The following is a 14,658-nucleotide window of genomic DNA, read 5'->3' on the forward strand; positions in this document are numbered from 1 at the left end:
GGCGGCACGACTGCCCGCAACTGCGTTTGCTCATCCGGCCAACCCCCGCCCCACACCTTTGGCCGATCCGCACACCCCGCCATCCCTCCCCCTCCGCATCATCAAGGGCCATACACCCCGAGGCGGAGGGAACAGCGCGGTGGACACAGTGGGCACCCGGCCGGAGGCCACAGCACGCGAAGCAAGCAGCACACATCGGCTCACCCGGCGCCAGCCGGTGCAACGCCTCGTCGGGGAGGCCGCCGGCAGCCCTCTGAAGCGGACCATGGGCGTGGCCCAGCTGACGCTGCTCAGCGTGGGCGCCACCCTCGGCACCGGCATCTTCGTGGTGCTCGGGCAGGCCGTGCCGGAGGCGGGACCCGCCATCGTCGTCTCCTTCGTCCTCGCCGGTGTCACCGCCCTGTTCTCGGCGCTGTCGTACGCCGAGCTGGCCGGCATGATCCCCGGCTCCGGGTCCTCGTACAGCTACGCCTACGCCACCCTCGGCGAGCTGGTCGCCTGGGTGTGCGGCTGGTGTCTGATCCTGGAGTACGGAGTGTCGGTCGCCGCCGTCGCCGTGGGCTGGGGGCAGTACGTCAACGAGTTGCTCCAGCTCACCTTCGGCGTCACGCTGCCCGACTCGCTCAGTGCGCCGCCCGGGGCCGGCGGCACCCTCAACATCCCGGCCGCCCTCATCGTCGTACTCGCCATGGTCGTCCTGCTGCGCGGGGCCAAGGAGAGCGCCGTCGCCAACACCATCATGGTCGGCGTCAAGATCGCCGCCCTCGTGCTGTTCTGCGCCGTCGCCTTCACCGCCTTCCGGGCCGGGAACTTCCACCCCCTCTTCCCGCTCGGCGCCGCCGGCATGAGCGCCGGAGCCGCCTCGCTGTTCTTCTCCTACATCGGGTTCGACGCCGCCTCCACCGCGGGTGAGGAGGCACGCAACCCGCAAAGGGACCTGCCGCGCGCCATCATCCTGTCGCTGATCCTGGTCACCGCCCTGTACGTGCTCGTCGCCGTCGCCGCGCTCGGTGCCATGCCGTGGAAGCAGTTCGCGGGGACCGAGGCCACGCTCAGCGAGGTGCTCGTACGGTCCGTCGGCGGCGGCAACCTGTGGCCGATCCTGCTGTCCGTCGGCGCGGTCGTCGCCACCACCAGCGTGGTGCTCACCGTGCAGTACGGGCAGATCCGCATCCTCTTCGCCATGGCCCGGGACGGGCTCGTGCCGCCCCTGTTCGCCAAGGTGCACCCGCGCACGGGCGTGCCCCGCGCCAACACCGTGATCGTGTCGGCGTTCATCGCCGTCCTCGCCGCCCTGGTCCCGCTCGGCAGCCTCGCCGACGCCACCAGCATCGGCACCCTCTTCGCGTTCATGCTGGTCAACCTGGCGGTCGTACTGCTGCGCCGGCGCAGCCCCGACACCCCGCGCTCCTTCCGGGTGCCGTTCTCGCCCGTCACGCCCCTGCTCGGCGTCGTCTTCTGCGTCTACATGCTGGGCAGCCTGGGCGCCGACACCTGGATCGCCTTCGGGGCATGGATGGCGGCCGGGCTCGTCATCTACGGCCTCTACGGCATCCGGCACTCCAAGCTCGCCCAGATCCCGGAAGACCTCGCATGACCGCCCTCGACCTCACCGCCGACGTCGTCACCCTCACCCGCGCCCTGGTGGACCTGCCCTCCGAGAGCGGGCGGGAGGCGGAGCTCGCCGACGCCGTCCACACCGCCCTGCGCAACCTGCCCCATCTCACCGTCGACCGGATCGGCAACTCCGTCGTCGCCCGCACCCACCTCGGGCGGGGCGAACGCGCCCTGATCGCCGGGCACCTGGACACCGTGCCGGCCGCCGGGAACCTGCCCTCCCGGCTCGCCGGCGACCGCGTGCACGGACTCGGCGCCTGCGACATGAAGGGCGGGGTGGCCGTCGCTCTGCGGCTGGCGGCCACCGTGTCCGCGCCCGTCCGCGATCTCACCTACGTCTTCTACGAGTGCGAGGAGGTGGAAGGGGACCGCAACGGCCTCGCCCGGATCGGGGCCGAGCGGCCGGAGTTGCTCGCCGAGGCCGGGCTGGCCATCCTCATGGAGCCCTCCGACGCGGGTGTGGAGGCCGGCTGCCAGGGCATCCTCACCGCCGACATCGTGGTCGAGGGCGCCCGCGCCCACACCGCCCGCGCCTGGCAGGGCGTCAACGCCGCCCACAAGGCCGGCCGGGTCCTCGAACGCCTCGACGCGCACCGGCCCGAGCGGATCCTCGTCGACGGGCTGGAGTACCGGGAGGGGCTCAGCGCCGTCGCCGTACGGGCCGGGGTCGCCGGGAACGTGGTGCCGGACGAGTGTGTCGTCACCGTCAACTGCCGTTTCGCGCCGAGCCGTTCACCCGAGGAGGCCGAGGCGTACGTGCGTTCGCTCTTCCCGGAGTACGAGGTGCGCATCATCGAGGTCGTCGGCGGAGCCCTGCCGCACCTGGACCGGGTCGGCGGGCTCGTCGCCGCGCTCGGCGCCGAGCCGCGGCCCAAGCTGGGCTGGACGGACGTCGCCCGGTTCGCCGCGCTGGGCGTGCCCGCGCTCAACTACGGCCCCGGGGACCCCTCCCTCGCCCACACGCCGGGGGAGTACGTCCCCGTGGAGCACCTTCGGCGGTGCGAGGAGCGGCTCAGGCAGTGGCTCCTCTGAGTCCCGCCAGCGCCCGCAACTGGAGCCACAGCACCAGCCGTTCGTCGGGGTCGTCCAGGTCGACCCCGGCGTGCTGCTGGAGCTGCCTCAGGCGGTAGCGGCAGGTGTTGGGGTGCACGGCGAGGGGCTTCGCCGCGCCCGCCATGTCGCAGCCCGCGTCGAACCAGCAGACCAGGGTGCGGGCGTACTCCGTGCCGTGCGCGGCGTCGTACGCCAGCACCCGCCGCCAGGCGCCCGCGCTCAACTCCCGCCGCTCACCCATCACTTCGGCCAGCCGCAGCAGCGTCACCCGGGGCCGTACCTCGTCCACGACCGCCACCGGCAGGTCGGCGTCCAGCACCCGCAGCACCAGATCCGCGTCCGCCCGTGAGTCCGCCAGCCCCGCCGCGTCCGGCACGACCTCGCCGAGCGCCGCCCGCACCGGCATCCGCAGCGCCTGCCCGGCCCGCGCCACGATGTCCTCGGCCAGCCGCTTGTGCCGCTCACCAGGACCGGGCAGCACCGCGTACACCACCCCGTCCACCAGCACGCCCGCGTGCCGCCCGTAGCGCGCCTCGCACTGCAGCCGTACGACGTCCAGCAGGCGCAGCGCCGTGCGCTCGGCGTCCGGGACGCTCGCGGCGGAGTCCAGTACGAAGGCCGCCACCCGGGCGGGACCGGCGAGGCCCAGGCGCTCGGCGGCCGTGGCCGGGTCCGTCGCCGTGCCGTCCAGCATCCGGCGCAGCAGCTCGCTGCCCCGGTGCCGGGCCAGTTCCCGGGCGGCGCGCGCCCGCAGCAGGAGCAGGGCGGCGGTGGAGGCGCCCTGGGCGAGGGTGTCCTCGGCGTCCGGCGCGAGCGAGCCGCCGTCGATCACCCACACCGAGCCGAGCGTCTCCCCGCCGGCCCGTACCGGCATCGCCAGGCGGGGCAGCTCGCCGTCCGTCAGCGAGGGCAGCCGGAGCGGGCGGTCGGCCGCGAACAGCCTGCGGTACTGCTCGGTGTTCTCGGCGCTGGCCGGCACCTGCCGGCCGAGGATGCCCTGCCGGCGGTCCTCGTCCACCGGCTGGCCGGGGACGGTGGAGTAGGCGAGGATCCGCTGCCGGGGGTCCTCGATGGCGGTGGCCCCGCCGGTCGCCGTCGCGATCGCGTCGGCCAGCGCGAACAGATCGCCGAGCCCGGTGTCGGAGGGCACGGCGGCGGGCTGGGCGGCGATGGCCGAGGCCAGCAGCAGATGGACGTGGTGCCAGGCGGCGTCCTCGGCGACCGACAGCAGGGCCACGCCGTGCTCCTCCGCCTGCGCGACCGGGCCGTCCGCGCCGCGCACCACCACCCCGGTCAGCCCGGCTCCGGCGGCTGCCCGCAGCAGCGGCCCGGACTCCGCGGCCGGGACACCGACCGCGAGCAGGAGTGCGCCGGGCTGCCGGGGGAGCGGGGTGCGGCCGTCGTGCAGCACCGCCTCGGTCACCGGGACGGCCTGCCCGGCGGGGGCCGTGTGCAGGCGCAGGGCGGGGCCGCCGACGACGTCCAGGAGGTCACCCAGGGTGCAGGCGTCCATGGCGGTCTCCAGCGGGCTGTTGGCGGATAGTGAAACGAACCTACGCGTGCGTTGGCCACTCACACAACACACGCGGAGCCGGCTCCTTTGAGACTCGTGCCATGACAGCAGGAGTCACCATCCGTACCGTCCACGACGTCGCCTCCCTCGCGGCCGTGGCCGACTACTTCAGCGACGTCTGGCAGACGCCCCGTACCGCCCCGCCCTACCCGGCCGAGGTCCTGCACAGCCTGGTGCACGCCGGCGGCGCGGTGCACGCCGCGTACGACGGGCAGCGGCTCGCCGGCGCCTCCGTCGCCGTCCTCGGCGCCGACCGCGGCACGTACTCGCTGGTGGCCGCCGCCGACCGGGGGCTCGGGCACGCCGTGAAGCTGGCCCAGCGCGACTGGGCCCTCGGCCTGGGCGCCCGCACCATGCGCTGGACCTTCGACCCGCTGGTCGGCCGAAACGCCCGCTTCAACCTGGCCAAGCTGGGAGCCACCGGCACCGAGTACCTGGTCGACTTCTACGGCCCGATGACCGACGGCGTGAACGACGGCGACGAGAGCGACCGGCTGACGGTGACGTGGGACCTGGGCGCGGACCCGGGCACGCCCACGGCGGCGTACGACACACCGCGCGGACCGGTCACCGCCACCGCCCCCGACGGCGACCCCCTCGCCCGCCGCGACGAGCGGCACCTGTGGTGCCGGGTGCCGGAGGACGTCGTCAAGCTGCGCGCCGCCGACCCGGCGCTGGCGCTGCGCTGGCGGCACGCGGTGCGCGAGGTGCTGCTGACGGCCTTCGAGGACGGGTTCCGGGCCACCGGGATGTCCCGCGACGGCTGGTACACCCTCACCCGTGAGGGGGCTGCCGCGTGAAGCTGGAGCGCGTCGAGATCGTGCACGTGGCGATCCCGCTGGTCACCCCGTTCCGTACGTCCTTCGGGACGATGACGACGAAGGACACCTTCCTGCTGCACGTCGTCACGGACTCCGCCGAGGGCTGGTCGGAGTTCGCCGCCGACCCCGAGCCGCTGTACTGCTCGGAGTTCGTCGCCGGCGCCGAGATCGTGCTGCGCGACTTCCTGATCCCGCGCGTCGCGGCGCTGGGGGAGGTCACGACCGCCACCCTCGCCCCGGCCATGGCGAAGATCAAGGGCCACGAGCTGGCGAAGGCGGCCCTGGAGACGGCCCTGCTGGACGCCGAGCTGCGGGCGTACGGCATGCCGCTCGCGACGTATCTGGGCGCGGTGCGGGACCGGGTGCCCGCCGGGGTGTCGGTCGGCATCAAGAACTCGGTGCCGGAGCTGCTGGACGACGTCGAGCGCTATCTCGCCGAGGGGTACGTCCGCATCAAGCTCAAGATCGAGCCGGGCTGGGACGTGGAGCCGGTGCGGGCGGTACGCGACCGCTTCGGCGAGGCGCTGCCCCTCCAGGTCGACGCCAACACCGCCTACACCCTGGCCGACGCCGAGCACCTGCGGCGCCTGGACGACTTCGGGCTGCTGCTGATCGAGGAGCCGCTGGCGGAGAACAACCTGCACGCCCACGCCCAACTGCAGAAACGCCTGCGCACCCCCGTCTGCCTGGACGAGTCCCTGCACCACGCCTCCGACACCGCCGCCGCGATCGCGATGGACGCCTGCCGGGTGGTGAACGTCAAGCCCGCCCGGGTCGGCGGCTATCCGGAGGCCCGCCGGGTCCACGACGTCGCCCACGCGCAGGGGGTCCCGGTCTGGTGCGGCGGCATGCTGGAGACGGGCATCGGCCGCGCCCCCAACCTCGCCCTGGCCGCCCTGCCCGGCTTCACCCTGCCCGGGGACACCTCCGCCTCCTCCCGGTACTTCGCCGAGGACGTCACCGAGCCCTTCGTGCTCCAGGACGGCCATCTGCCGGTCCCGACCGCCCCCGGGATCGGCGTCGAGCCCCTCCCGGAGGCCCTGCGCCGCTTCACCCGTCAGCGACGGGACCTGTACGCGGCATAAGGCGCAGCCGCTGGTCACGTTAGATTGATCCCGTGCTCTCACGTCTCACGCGTCCCCAGGCCGTAGCCGTCTGCGCTCTGCCTGTCGTGGCCCTGCTGGCCACGGCCGCTTTCGCGCCGCTGCCGTTCTCGGTGGCGCAGCCCGGAATGACGGCGAACGTGCTGGGAGCGAACAAGGGCACCCAGGTGATCAACGTGTCCGGCGCGCCGGTCCGGACGACCAGCGGGCAACTGCGGATGGTGACGATCGAGGCGACCGGCCCGGACGCCACGGTGACCCTCGGTGACGTGGCCGGCAACTGGTTCCGCACCGACCGGGCCGTCATGCCGCGCGACGCGGTCTACCCGAGCGGCAACACCGTCAAGGAGATCGAGAAGCACAACGAGGCGCAGATGCGGCAGTCCCAGGACGCGGCGACGCAGGCGGCGCTGAAGTACCTGGGGCTGAGCGCCGACAAGGTCAGGGTCACACTGACGCTCGCCGACGTGGGCGGGCCGAGCGCGGGCCTGCTGTTCACGCTGGGGATCATCGACAAGCTGCACGGCGACGGCAGCGGCGGCGACCTCACGGGCGGCCGGACCATCGCCGGTACGGGCACGATCGACGCCTCCGGCACGGTCGGCGCGGTCGGCGGCGTGGCCCTCAAGACCCAGGCCGCCCGGCGCGACGGTGCCACGATCTTCCTGGTCCCGAAGGCCGAGTGCGCCGACGCCAAGGCGGAACTGCCCAAGGGCCTGCGCCTGATCCCGGTGACCACCCTCAAGGGCGCCGTGAACTCCCTTCAGACGCTGGAGAGCGGCAAGGGGTCCGTGCCGAGCTGCTGAGCCGGCCTACGTCCCTTCCCTGCTGTCCGCCGCCGCCTGCTCCACCAGCGGGATGATCCGCAGCGGCACCGGGTTCTCCATCACGATCGCCGTGGAGGCCCGGACGATGCCCTCGAAACCGACGACCCGGTCGATGACCCGCTGGAGATCGGCGTTGGAGCGGGCCACCAGACGGCACAGCATGTCGCCGCTGCCGGTGGTGGTCAGCAGCTCCAGCACCTCCGGCACGGTCGCCAAGTGCGCCCGGACGTCGGGGCCTTGGCCCTGGCGGATCTGCAGCGTGGCGAAGGCCGTCACCGGGTAGCCGAGGGCCGCCGGGTCCACCTGCGGGCCGAATCCCCGGATGACCCGGTTCGACTGAAGCCGGTCCAGGCGCGCCTGGACCGTGCCCCGGGCGACCCCGAGCCGCCGGGACATCTCCAGCACGCCGATGCGTGGCTCGCGGGCGAGGAGCACGATGATCCGCCCGTCCAGATGATCGATCGCCACGGCACCTCCAGGGATGGGCATCCTGTACAGAAAGACCGCCGATACGGCCGTACTGCTGAGCAGATTGCCCAGCGGACATGGAAACTATTGCGCACCTTGCAGGCCAGGTCCACGCTTCCGCTATGACGCAGACCACTCACCACACTCCCGACACCGCCCGGCAGGCCGACCCCTTCCCGGTCAAGGGAATGGACGCGGTCGTCTTCGCCGTGGGCAACGCCAAGCAGGCGGCGCACTACTACTCCACCGCCTTCGGCATGAAGCTGGTCGCCTACTCCGGACCGGAGAACGGCAGCCGCGAGACCGCCAGTTACGTGCTGGAGAACGGCTCCGCCCGTTTCGTGTTCACCTCCGTGATCAAGCCGAGCAGCGCCTGGGGCCACTTCCTCGCCCGGCACGTGGCCGAGCACGGCGACGGCGTCATCGACCTGGCCATCGAGGTCCCGGACGCCCGCGCCGCGTACACGTACGCCGTCGAGCACGGCGCGCAGAGCGTCGTCGAGCCGTACGAGGTGAAGGACGAGCACGGCACCGTCGTCCTCGCCGCGATCGCCACCTACGGCGAGACCCGCCACACCCTGGTCGACCGCTCCGGCTACGACGGCCCCTACCTGCCCGGTTACGTCGCCGCCAAGCCCATGGTCGCCCCGCCCGCCCAGCGCACCTTCCAGGCCATCGACCACTGCGTCGGCAACGTGGAACTCGGCCGGATGAACGAGTGGGTCGCGTTCTACAACAAGGTCATGGGCTTCACGAACATGAAGGAGTTCGTGGGCGACGACATCGCCACCGAGTACAGCGCGCTGATGTCGAAGGTCGTCGCGGACGGCACCCTCAAGGTCAAGTTCCCGATCAACGAGCCCGCGATCGCCAAGAAGAAGTCCCAGATCGACGAGTACCTGGAGTTCTACGGCGGCGCCGGCGTCCAGCACATCGCGCTGAACACCAACGACATCGTGCAGACCGTCCGCACCATGCGCGCGGCCGGTGTCGAGTTCCTCGACACGCCCGACTCCTACTACGACACCCTCGGCGAGTGGGTCGGCGACACCCGCGTGCCGATCGAGACCCTGCGCGAGCTGAAGATCCTCGCCGACCGGGATGAGGACGGCTATCTGCTGCAGATCTTCACCAAGCCGGTCCAGGACCGCCCGACGGTGTTCTTCGAGATCATCGAACGCCACGGCTCGATGGGCTTCGGCAAGGGCAACTTCAAGGCCCTGTTCGAGGCGATCGAGCGCGAGCAGGCCAAGCGCGGCAACCTCTAGGTCCGTCCGGGGTTCAGTCGGGCGGCGGCGCTTGCTCGCGTCGCCCGACGCCCGCGGGTTCACACCGATGGCCGTGAGTGCGACCCTTTGATCATGAGCCGCATCGAAGCGCCCCGCTCCGAAGACGCCGTGGACACCGGCAGCCTCACCGACCGGCTCCTGGCCGGCCTGCCCGCCGAGGCCGTTGTGACCGATCCCGACGTCACCGCCGCCTACGCCAACGACATGGCGAGCTTCTGCCCGGCCGGCACCCCGGCCGTCGTCGTCCTCCCGCGCACCGTCGAACAGGTCCAGCACGTCATGCGCACCGCCACCGCACTGCGCGTGCCGGTGGTCCCGCAGGGCGCCCGCAGCGGCCTGTCCGGCGGCGCCAACGCCACCGACGGCTGCATCGTGCTGTCCCTCACCAAGATGGACCGCATCCTGGAGATCAGCCCCGTCGACCGGATCGCCGTGGTCGAACCCGGCGTGATCAACGCGACCCTCTCCCGCGCGGTCGAGGAGCACGGCCTGTACTACCCGCCGGACCCCTCCAGCTGGGAGATGTGCACCATCGGCGGCAACATCGGCACCGGGTCCGGCGGCCTGTGCTGCGTGAAGTACGGGGTCACGGCCGAGTACGTGCTCGGCCTGGACGTGGTGCTGGCCGACGGCCGCCTGATGTCGACCGGCCGCCGCACCGCGAAGGGCGTCGCCGGGTACGACCTCACCCGCCTGTTCGTCGGCTCCGAGGGCTCGCTCGGCATCGTCGTACGGGCCGTGCTCGCGCTCAAGCCCAAGCCGCCGCAGCAACTGGTGCTGGCCGCCGAGTTCCCCTCCGCGGCCGCCGCCTGCGACGCCGTGTGCCGGATCATGGCGGGCGGTCACGTCCCGTCCCTCCTCGAACTGATGGACCGTACGACCGTCAAGGCGGTCAACGACCTCGCCCACATGGGCCTGCCGGAGACCACCGAGGCGCTGCTGCTGGCCGCTTTCGACACCCCGGACCCGGCCGCCGACCTCGCCGCCGTCGGCGCCCTGTGCGAGGCCGCCGGAGCCACCGAGGTGGTCCCGGCCGAGGACGCGGCCGAGTCCGAGCTGCTGCTCAAGGCCCGGCGGCTCTCGCTGACCGCGCTGGAGGCGGTCAAGGGCACGACGATGATCGACGACGTGTGCGTGCCCCGCTCGCGGCTCGGCGCGATGCTGGAGGGTGTCGAGCGGATCGCCGCCAAGTACGACCTGACCATCGGCGTCTGCGCACACGCCGGCGACGGCAACACCCACCCCACGGTCTGCTTCGACGCCCAGGACGTGGCCGAGTCCCGGCGGGCCCGCGAGTCCTTCGACGAGATCATGGCCCTCGGCCTGGAGCTCGGCGGCACCATCACCGGCGAACACGGCGTCGGCGTGCTGAAGAAGGAGTGGCTGGCCCGGGAGATCGGCCCGGTCGGGGTGGAGATGCAGCGGGCCGTGAAGCAGGCCTTCGACCCGCTGAACCTCCTCAACCCGGGCAAGGTCCTCTGAGCCCTCGGTACGGCCCCTCACTGGGCGAGCAGCTGGTCGAGCGCGTCGTCGATGCCCAGCTGCCCGCCCTCCGTCCCCGGGGGCACGGCCCGCAGCGTCCGCTCCAGCCAGGCCGACACCTGCGGGACCGGCGCCTGAAGCAGCGCGTCCCCGTCCGGCGCGCTCAGCGCCAACAGCACGACACTGCGCCCCTCCACCTTCGTCGGCCACACCCGCACGTCCCCCTGCCCGCACGGCCGGAACACGCCCTCGACCAGCAGATCGCGGGCGAACGTCCAGTCGACTGGGGACTCGGAGTTGATGTGGAAGGTGATGTGGACGGCGTACGGATCGTCGGAGCGGTAGCTCAGCCGGGCCGGCACCGGGATGCCGCGCTCCGGCGACAGGATGAGCCTCAGTTCCAGCTCCCGCTCCACCACGGTGTGCTGCATGACCTGCGTGTCCTTTCTGTTCGGGGCCGCTCGGAACGGGCCCGCACCGGGGAAGAGGGGGCAGGGGCCGCTCCATTACGCGGGTTCGGGGAAACTTTTTCCGCGGACGTGTGAGAGCCGGGCACGGAGTTGCCCGGAAAGGGGTGGGTCCTGCGGGACTGGCGCTGCGGGCTGCCGCCGTCTGATAGATGTGGAGGCTCCCATCCCACCCCCGAGCAGATACGGGACGACGGACATGAGCGCCCCAACCCCGGCCCCAGGTGACGACCGGCCCCGCGAGGGCTACTACCCGGACCCGTCCATCCCCGGATACGTCCGGTACTGGAACGGCGCCTCCTGGGTGCCCGGCACCAGCCGCCCGGCGCCCAAGGACGGCGAACCGCTCATCCCGCCGCCCGGTGTCCGCGCCGCGCCGTCGGCCGTGGAGGAGACGGGCCCCCACTTCTTCGACGAGGACCCACAGCCGACGCCCCCCGGCCAGGACGGCGCAGGCGCCTGGGGCACCGACGGCCGCAGCGGCACAGGCCACGCCGGGTACGGCGACCGGGGCACGGGTCAGGCCGGTGCCGGTGACGGGCGGACCGCCTGGGGTGCCGATCCGCGGGTGCCCGCGGAGGGCTCGGCCGGGTCGGCCGGACCGGGCGGCCGCACCGACGCAGGCCCGGGCGAGGGCGAGGACCAGGACCCCGGCGGCACTTTCCTCTTCCGCCGGCCGGTCCCGGGGCCCGCGGCCGTCACGGACGACGGCACGATGACGTTCCGCCCGGTACCCGGCCAGGGCCGGCGGGGCGCGCAGCCCGCGTCCGGGCCGCAGGCCACCGGCGCGGAAGCCGGGCCGGGCCCCGGCTTCGGCCCGCAGGGCGCGGCCCAGGGCTCCGGCTTCGGCGCGCCCGCGTCCGGCGCGCAGGCGCCGGCCTCCGGTGGGCCCGGGGCGGGCGCGGCCGGTTCGTCCGGCTTCGGCCCGCAGGGCCCCGGCGCCGGCGTCGGCCCCGGGGCCGGTTCCGGCGTCGGCCCGCAGGGCCCCGTCGGCGCGCCCACCCCGCCCCTCGCCGCGTCCTCCCCGAACCCCGCCTCCGCCTCCCCGGCCGGCGGCCCCGGCTTCGGTGCCGGCAAGGCCGCCGCCGCCCGCGCCGCCGCGCAGACGCCGCAGGCCCCGTCCGCTCAGCCCGCTCCGGAGGCCGTGGCCCCCTCGGTGCCGGCGCAGAGCGGTGCCCCGGTCACCCCGGTGACCAGCGGGCCCGGCGGCGGGCAGGCGTCCTGGGCGCAGCAGGTGCACCAGCTGGCCGGCGGCGCGGACGAGCAGCCCGTGGCGCCGTGGAAGCCGCCCGTCGAGGACCTGTTCCAGGCGGCCGCGCGCCGCCAGGCCGCCGCCCGTCCCGCCGGACTCGGCAAGCGGTTCGCCGCCCGGCTGATCGACACCCTGGTCGTGGGCGCCGTGACGGCCGCCGCCGCCGTACCGCTCGGCACCAAGGCCGTCGACCACGTCCAGCAGAAGATCGACGCGGCCAGGCTGTCCGGCCGCGAGGTCACCGTCTGGCTGCTCGACGGCACGACCGCCACCAGCCTCGGCATCGTGCTCGCGGTCCTGCTCCTGGGCGGCGTCGCGTACGAGGTGCTGCCGACCGCCAAATGGGGCCGCACCCTCGGCAAGAAGCTGCTGGGGCTCGAAGTGCGGGACATCGAGGCGCACGAGCCCCCCACCTTCGGCCTGGCGCTGCGCCGCTGGCTGGTCTACAGCGTGCCGGGCCTGCTCGGCATCGGGATCGTCGGCGTGCTGTGGTGCCTGTTCGACCGGCCCTGGCACCAGTGCTGGCACGACAAGGCGGCGCACACCTTCGTCGCTGGCTGAGCGCGGGGCACGGACGTACTCCGTACGGCCGTCCGCCGGATGCGGAGCCGGGGCGTTCGCGGTCCACTCGGGCCATGAGCAGCCAACCGCCCCCCGGCTCCGGAGAGCAGCCCCCCGAGGACGACCCGTTCAGGAAGCGGCCCCCGTCGGACCAGGGGCCGGGCTCGCCGTACGACACCCCGTACGGCGGCGCCCAGCAGCCTCCGCCACCGGGCGGCGGGCAGCCTCCGGGCGGCGGCCAGCCACCCCCGTACGGAAGCGGGGAGCCCCCGCCGCCGTACGGCAACCAGCCCCCGCCCCCGTACGGCGGAGAGCAGCCTCCTCCCTACGGGGGCGGCCCGTACGGAGGCGCCGGACCCTACGGGGGCGGCCCCTATGGCGCGGGTGCCGGCGGTTACCCCGAGGACCCGCTCGCCGGTATGCCCCCGCTCGCCGACAGCGGCAGGCGGACGCTCGCGCGGATCGCCGACATGATTCTCGTCGGCATCGTCGTCTGGCTGCTCACCTGGGCCTTCGGAGTGCGCGAGTACCAGGTCAACGGTGACCACGTCACGGTCGGCAAGTCCCTGGGGCAGGCCTTCATCGCGGCCGTGCTGTACATCGCGTACGACACCTTCATGATGAGCAAGTACGGCCAGACCCTCGGCAAGAAGTGGCTCAACATGCGGGTGGCGAACCTGGACAACGGCGCCACCCCCTCGGTGCAGACGAACCTGATCCGCGCCCTGGTGCTGTGGCTGCCGTTCGCCTTCTGCTGTGCCTGCATCTGGACGGCGATCTGCGGCGGCTGGAGCTACTTCGACAAGCCCTACAAGCAGGGGCTGCATGACAAGGCGGCCAAGACGGTGGTGGTCAGCACCGGTTGAGCGAAGCGTCAGGGGCGCCCGTACGAAAGCGGCGGGTCCGTGGGATCACGGGCCCGCCGCTTTCGTGCGGAGTGTTCACAGGGCCGTGGAGACCGGCTGCTCCTGGGGCGCGGGCTCGGCGGATTCGACCGGCGTCCGGGCCGGTGCCCCGGTGGTGCGGGCCTTCGGCAGCGGTACCGTCATCGCCACGAGCAGCCCGAGGGCCAGCGCCGCGAGGGCGATGACGCTGACCCCGAGGCGTGAACTCGTCTGGGACAGCAGCAGCATGGCGAGCGTCGAGAAGATCACGGTGCACGAACCGTAAACGAGCTGTGCGGCAGTCGGACGAGGCATGGCAATCGTGTCCTCGGAAGTCTTCGGGGGATTCGATTCTTCGGATGGGCGTGCCATTCGACTCTCTTCGCGTGCATGCCCGAGCCAGGCACCCGGTAAGCGTGACCTAACCCACGGTACCGGTGCACAGGGGGCGCACGGAGTCATGGGGTGGAGGCATAGACCGCGAGCAGGTTCGTAAGGCGAACGTCTGCTCCATGTAGTGCGCTTGGCCCAACTCAAGGCCTGTCTCAGCGGCACCGCGGGGGGACAAGCTGCAGTTCGGCTGGCTCAACTACGACACCGCCAAGGCCGGTACGCAGTCCACGCACAAGTCGGGCGTCGCCGAGTACAACACCTGGACAAGCAGGCCCTTGTGGTCGCCCTGCCGGACAGGGACCAAGGAGTCGTACGACAGGACCCTGAAGGCCGGCCCGTACAACTTCGGCTTCTCGACGACCTGTCCGGACTGGGTGGAGCACTACCCGTACCAGAACGGCCTGTTGATCTGGAAGTGGGACACCTCCCAGGCGGACAACAACACCAACAGCGCAAACGGCCACCCGGGCACCGGTCTGATCCTGCCGGTCGACTCGCACCCGACGGCGCTGAAGTGGTCCGACGGCACGCTGATGCGCAACCGCATGCAGGCGTACGACTCCCCGTTCAGCCGGTACGGCACCGACGGCATCACGCTGCACAAGGCGGACGTCGCGACGGTGATCAAGGCGTCGAAGGGGGTGCCGGTCTTCAACGACCACACCAGCACCTACTACGACCCGTCGAACCCCACCGGTGGCGTGCGCGTCACTGACACCAACACCAAGATCGCGATCGTCAAGGAGGCCAAGGACGGCTCGACGATCTTGCTCAAGGTTGGTCCCGCCCCGAGGTAGTCCACGTTTTCGCAGGTCAGGCATGTATCGGCGGCGACCCCTTGGCGGGTCGCCACCGATCGTGTTTAGGT

At 72.6% G+C, this 14,658-nt stretch carries 13 protein-coding genes and 1 pseudogene; 10 read left to right on the forward strand and 4 right to left on the reverse strand.

Translation table 11 applies throughout. The features are described from left to right. Nucleotides 1-139 precede the first annotated feature (139 nt). Nucleotides 140-1,597: an amino acid permease gene (locus ACWCQS_RS07695; protein WP_451003600.1), complete on the forward strand. Its 1,458-nt coding sequence runs from the start codon at nt 140-142 to the stop codon at nt 1,595-1,597. Then, nucleotides 1,594-2,649, forward strand: a complete 1,056-nt coding sequence (gene dapE, locus ACWCQS_RS07700) for a succinyl-diaminopimelate desuccinylase (protein WP_451003601.1) — start codon at nt 1,594-1,596, stop codon at nt 2,647-2,649. Before ACWCQS_RS07695 ends, dapE begins: the two co-directional genes overlap by 4 nt. Here dapE and ACWCQS_RS07705 read toward each other — a convergent pair. Then, the gene (locus tag ACWCQS_RS07705; protein WP_451003602.1) at nt 2,630-4,183 is read right to left on the reverse strand and encodes a PucR family transcriptional regulator; all 1,554 of its coding nucleotides are present in this window, start codon (nt 4,181-4,183) and stop codon (nt 2,630-2,632) included. The genes dapE and ACWCQS_RS07705 overlap by 20 nt on opposite strands. Nucleotides 4,184-4,284: 101 nt before the next feature. Between ACWCQS_RS07705 and ACWCQS_RS07710 the strand changes: the two genes are divergently transcribed. The 3 genes from ACWCQS_RS07710 to ACWCQS_RS07720 are packed head-to-tail and all read left to right on the forward strand — an operon-like array spanning nt 4,285 to nt 6,973. Next, nucleotides 4,285-5,043, forward strand: coding sequence for a chorismate synthase (locus ACWCQS_RS07710; RefSeq protein WP_451003603.1), 759 nt, complete (start codon nt 4,285-4,287; stop codon nt 5,041-5,043). After that, nucleotides 5,040-6,149, forward strand: a complete 1,110-nt coding sequence (gene menC / locus ACWCQS_RS07715) for an o-succinylbenzoate synthase (RefSeq protein WP_451003604.1) — start codon at nt 5,040-5,042, stop codon at nt 6,147-6,149. The genes ACWCQS_RS07710 and menC overlap by 4 nt, the downstream gene beginning before the upstream one ends. A gap of 32 nt (nt 6,150-6,181) precedes the next feature. Next, nucleotides 6,182-6,973, forward strand: a complete 792-nt coding sequence (locus ACWCQS_RS07720) for a S16 family serine protease (RefSeq protein ID WP_451003605.1) — start codon at nt 6,182-6,184, stop codon at nt 6,971-6,973. Nucleotides 6,974-6,979: 6 nt separating this feature from the next. Here ACWCQS_RS07720 and ACWCQS_RS07725 read toward each other — a convergent pair whose 3' ends face one another. After that, a complete protein-coding gene (locus tag ACWCQS_RS07725) occupies nt 6,980-7,462 on the reverse strand; it encodes an Lrp/AsnC family transcriptional regulator (protein ID WP_451003606.1) in 483 nt (160 codons plus the stop codon). Nucleotides 7,463-7,584: 122 nt separating this feature from the next. Between ACWCQS_RS07725 and hppD the strand changes: the two genes are divergently transcribed. Together hppD and ACWCQS_RS07735 are read left to right on the forward strand one after the other, a co-directional pair. Further along, on the forward strand, nt 7,585-8,730 hold the full coding sequence (gene hppD, locus ACWCQS_RS07730) for a 4-hydroxyphenylpyruvate dioxygenase (protein WP_451003607.1): 1,146 nt from the start codon (nt 7,585-7,587) through the stop codon (nt 8,728-8,730). Nucleotides 8,731-8,817: 87 nt separating this feature from the next. Then, a complete protein-coding gene (locus ACWCQS_RS07735) occupies nt 8,818-10,233 on the forward strand; it encodes an FAD-binding oxidoreductase (protein ID WP_451003608.1) in 1,416 nt (471 codons plus the stop codon). A gap of 17 nt (nt 10,234-10,250) precedes the next feature. Here the strand turns inward: ACWCQS_RS07735 and ACWCQS_RS07740 are convergent, their stop codons facing one another. Continuing rightward, entirely contained in the window at nt 10,251-10,664 is a 414-nt protein-coding gene (locus ACWCQS_RS07740; protein ID WP_451003609.1) for an SsgA family sporulation/cell division regulator, read from the reverse strand. 235 nt (nt 10,665-10,899) lie between these two features. On the opposite strand from ACWCQS_RS07740, the gene ACWCQS_RS07745 reads away from it, so the two are divergent. Together ACWCQS_RS07745 and ACWCQS_RS07750 are read left to right on the forward strand one after the other, a co-directional pair. Beyond that, entirely contained in the window at nt 10,900-12,513 is a 1,614-nt protein-coding gene (locus ACWCQS_RS07745) for an RDD family protein (protein WP_451003610.1), read from the forward strand. 74 nt (nt 12,514-12,587) lie between these two features. Further along, nucleotides 12,588-13,379, forward strand: coding sequence for an RDD family protein (locus ACWCQS_RS07750; protein ID WP_451003611.1), 792 nt, complete (start codon nt 12,588-12,590; stop codon nt 13,377-13,379). 75 nt (nt 13,380-13,454) lie between these two features. Here ACWCQS_RS07750 and ACWCQS_RS07755 read toward each other — a convergent pair whose 3' ends face one another. Continuing rightward, entirely contained in the window at nt 13,455-13,712 is a 258-nt protein-coding gene (locus tag ACWCQS_RS07755) for a hypothetical protein (protein WP_451003612.1), read from the reverse strand. 386 nt (nt 13,713-14,098) lie between these two features. Between ACWCQS_RS07755 and ACWCQS_RS07760 the strand changes: the two are divergent. Then, a pseudogene (locus tag ACWCQS_RS07760) lies at nt 14,099-14,587 on the forward strand (immune inhibitor A domain-containing protein); the annotation flags it as partial. Between the last annotated feature and the right edge of the window lie 71 nt (nt 14,588-14,658).

The organism is Streptomyces sp. NPDC002076, assembly GCF_053593835.1.

Excerpts from the sequence above, each read along its gene's own strand:
- ACWCQS_RS07740 (WP_451003609.1), bottom strand. The coding sequence starts at position 10,664 with ATGCAGCACACCGTGGTGGAGCGGGAGCTGGAACTGAGGCTCATCCTG.
- dapE (WP_451003601.1), top strand. The coding sequence starts at position 1,594 with ATGACCGCCCTCGACCTCACCGCCGACGTCGTCACCCTCACCCGCGCC.
- ACWCQS_RS07755 (WP_451003612.1), bottom strand. The coding sequence starts at position 13,712 with ATGCCTCGTCCGACTGCCGCACAGCTCGTTTACGGTTCGTGCACCGTG.
- ACWCQS_RS07750 (WP_451003611.1), top strand. The coding sequence starts at position 12,588 with ATGAGCAGCCAACCGCCCCCCGGCTCCGGAGAGCAGCCCCCCGAGGAC.
- ACWCQS_RS07705 (WP_451003602.1), bottom strand. The coding sequence starts at position 4,183 with ATGGACGCCTGCACCCTGGGTGACCTCCTGGACGTCGTCGGCGGCCCC.
- ACWCQS_RS07745 (WP_451003610.1), top strand. The coding sequence starts at position 10,900 with ATGAGCGCCCCAACCCCGGCCCCAGGTGACGACCGGCCCCGCGAGGGC.
- hppD (WP_451003607.1), top strand. The coding sequence starts at position 7,585 with ATGACGCAGACCACTCACCACACTCCCGACACCGCCCGGCAGGCCGAC.
- ACWCQS_RS07710 (WP_451003603.1), top strand. The coding sequence starts at position 4,285 with ATGACAGCAGGAGTCACCATCCGTACCGTCCACGACGTCGCCTCCCTC.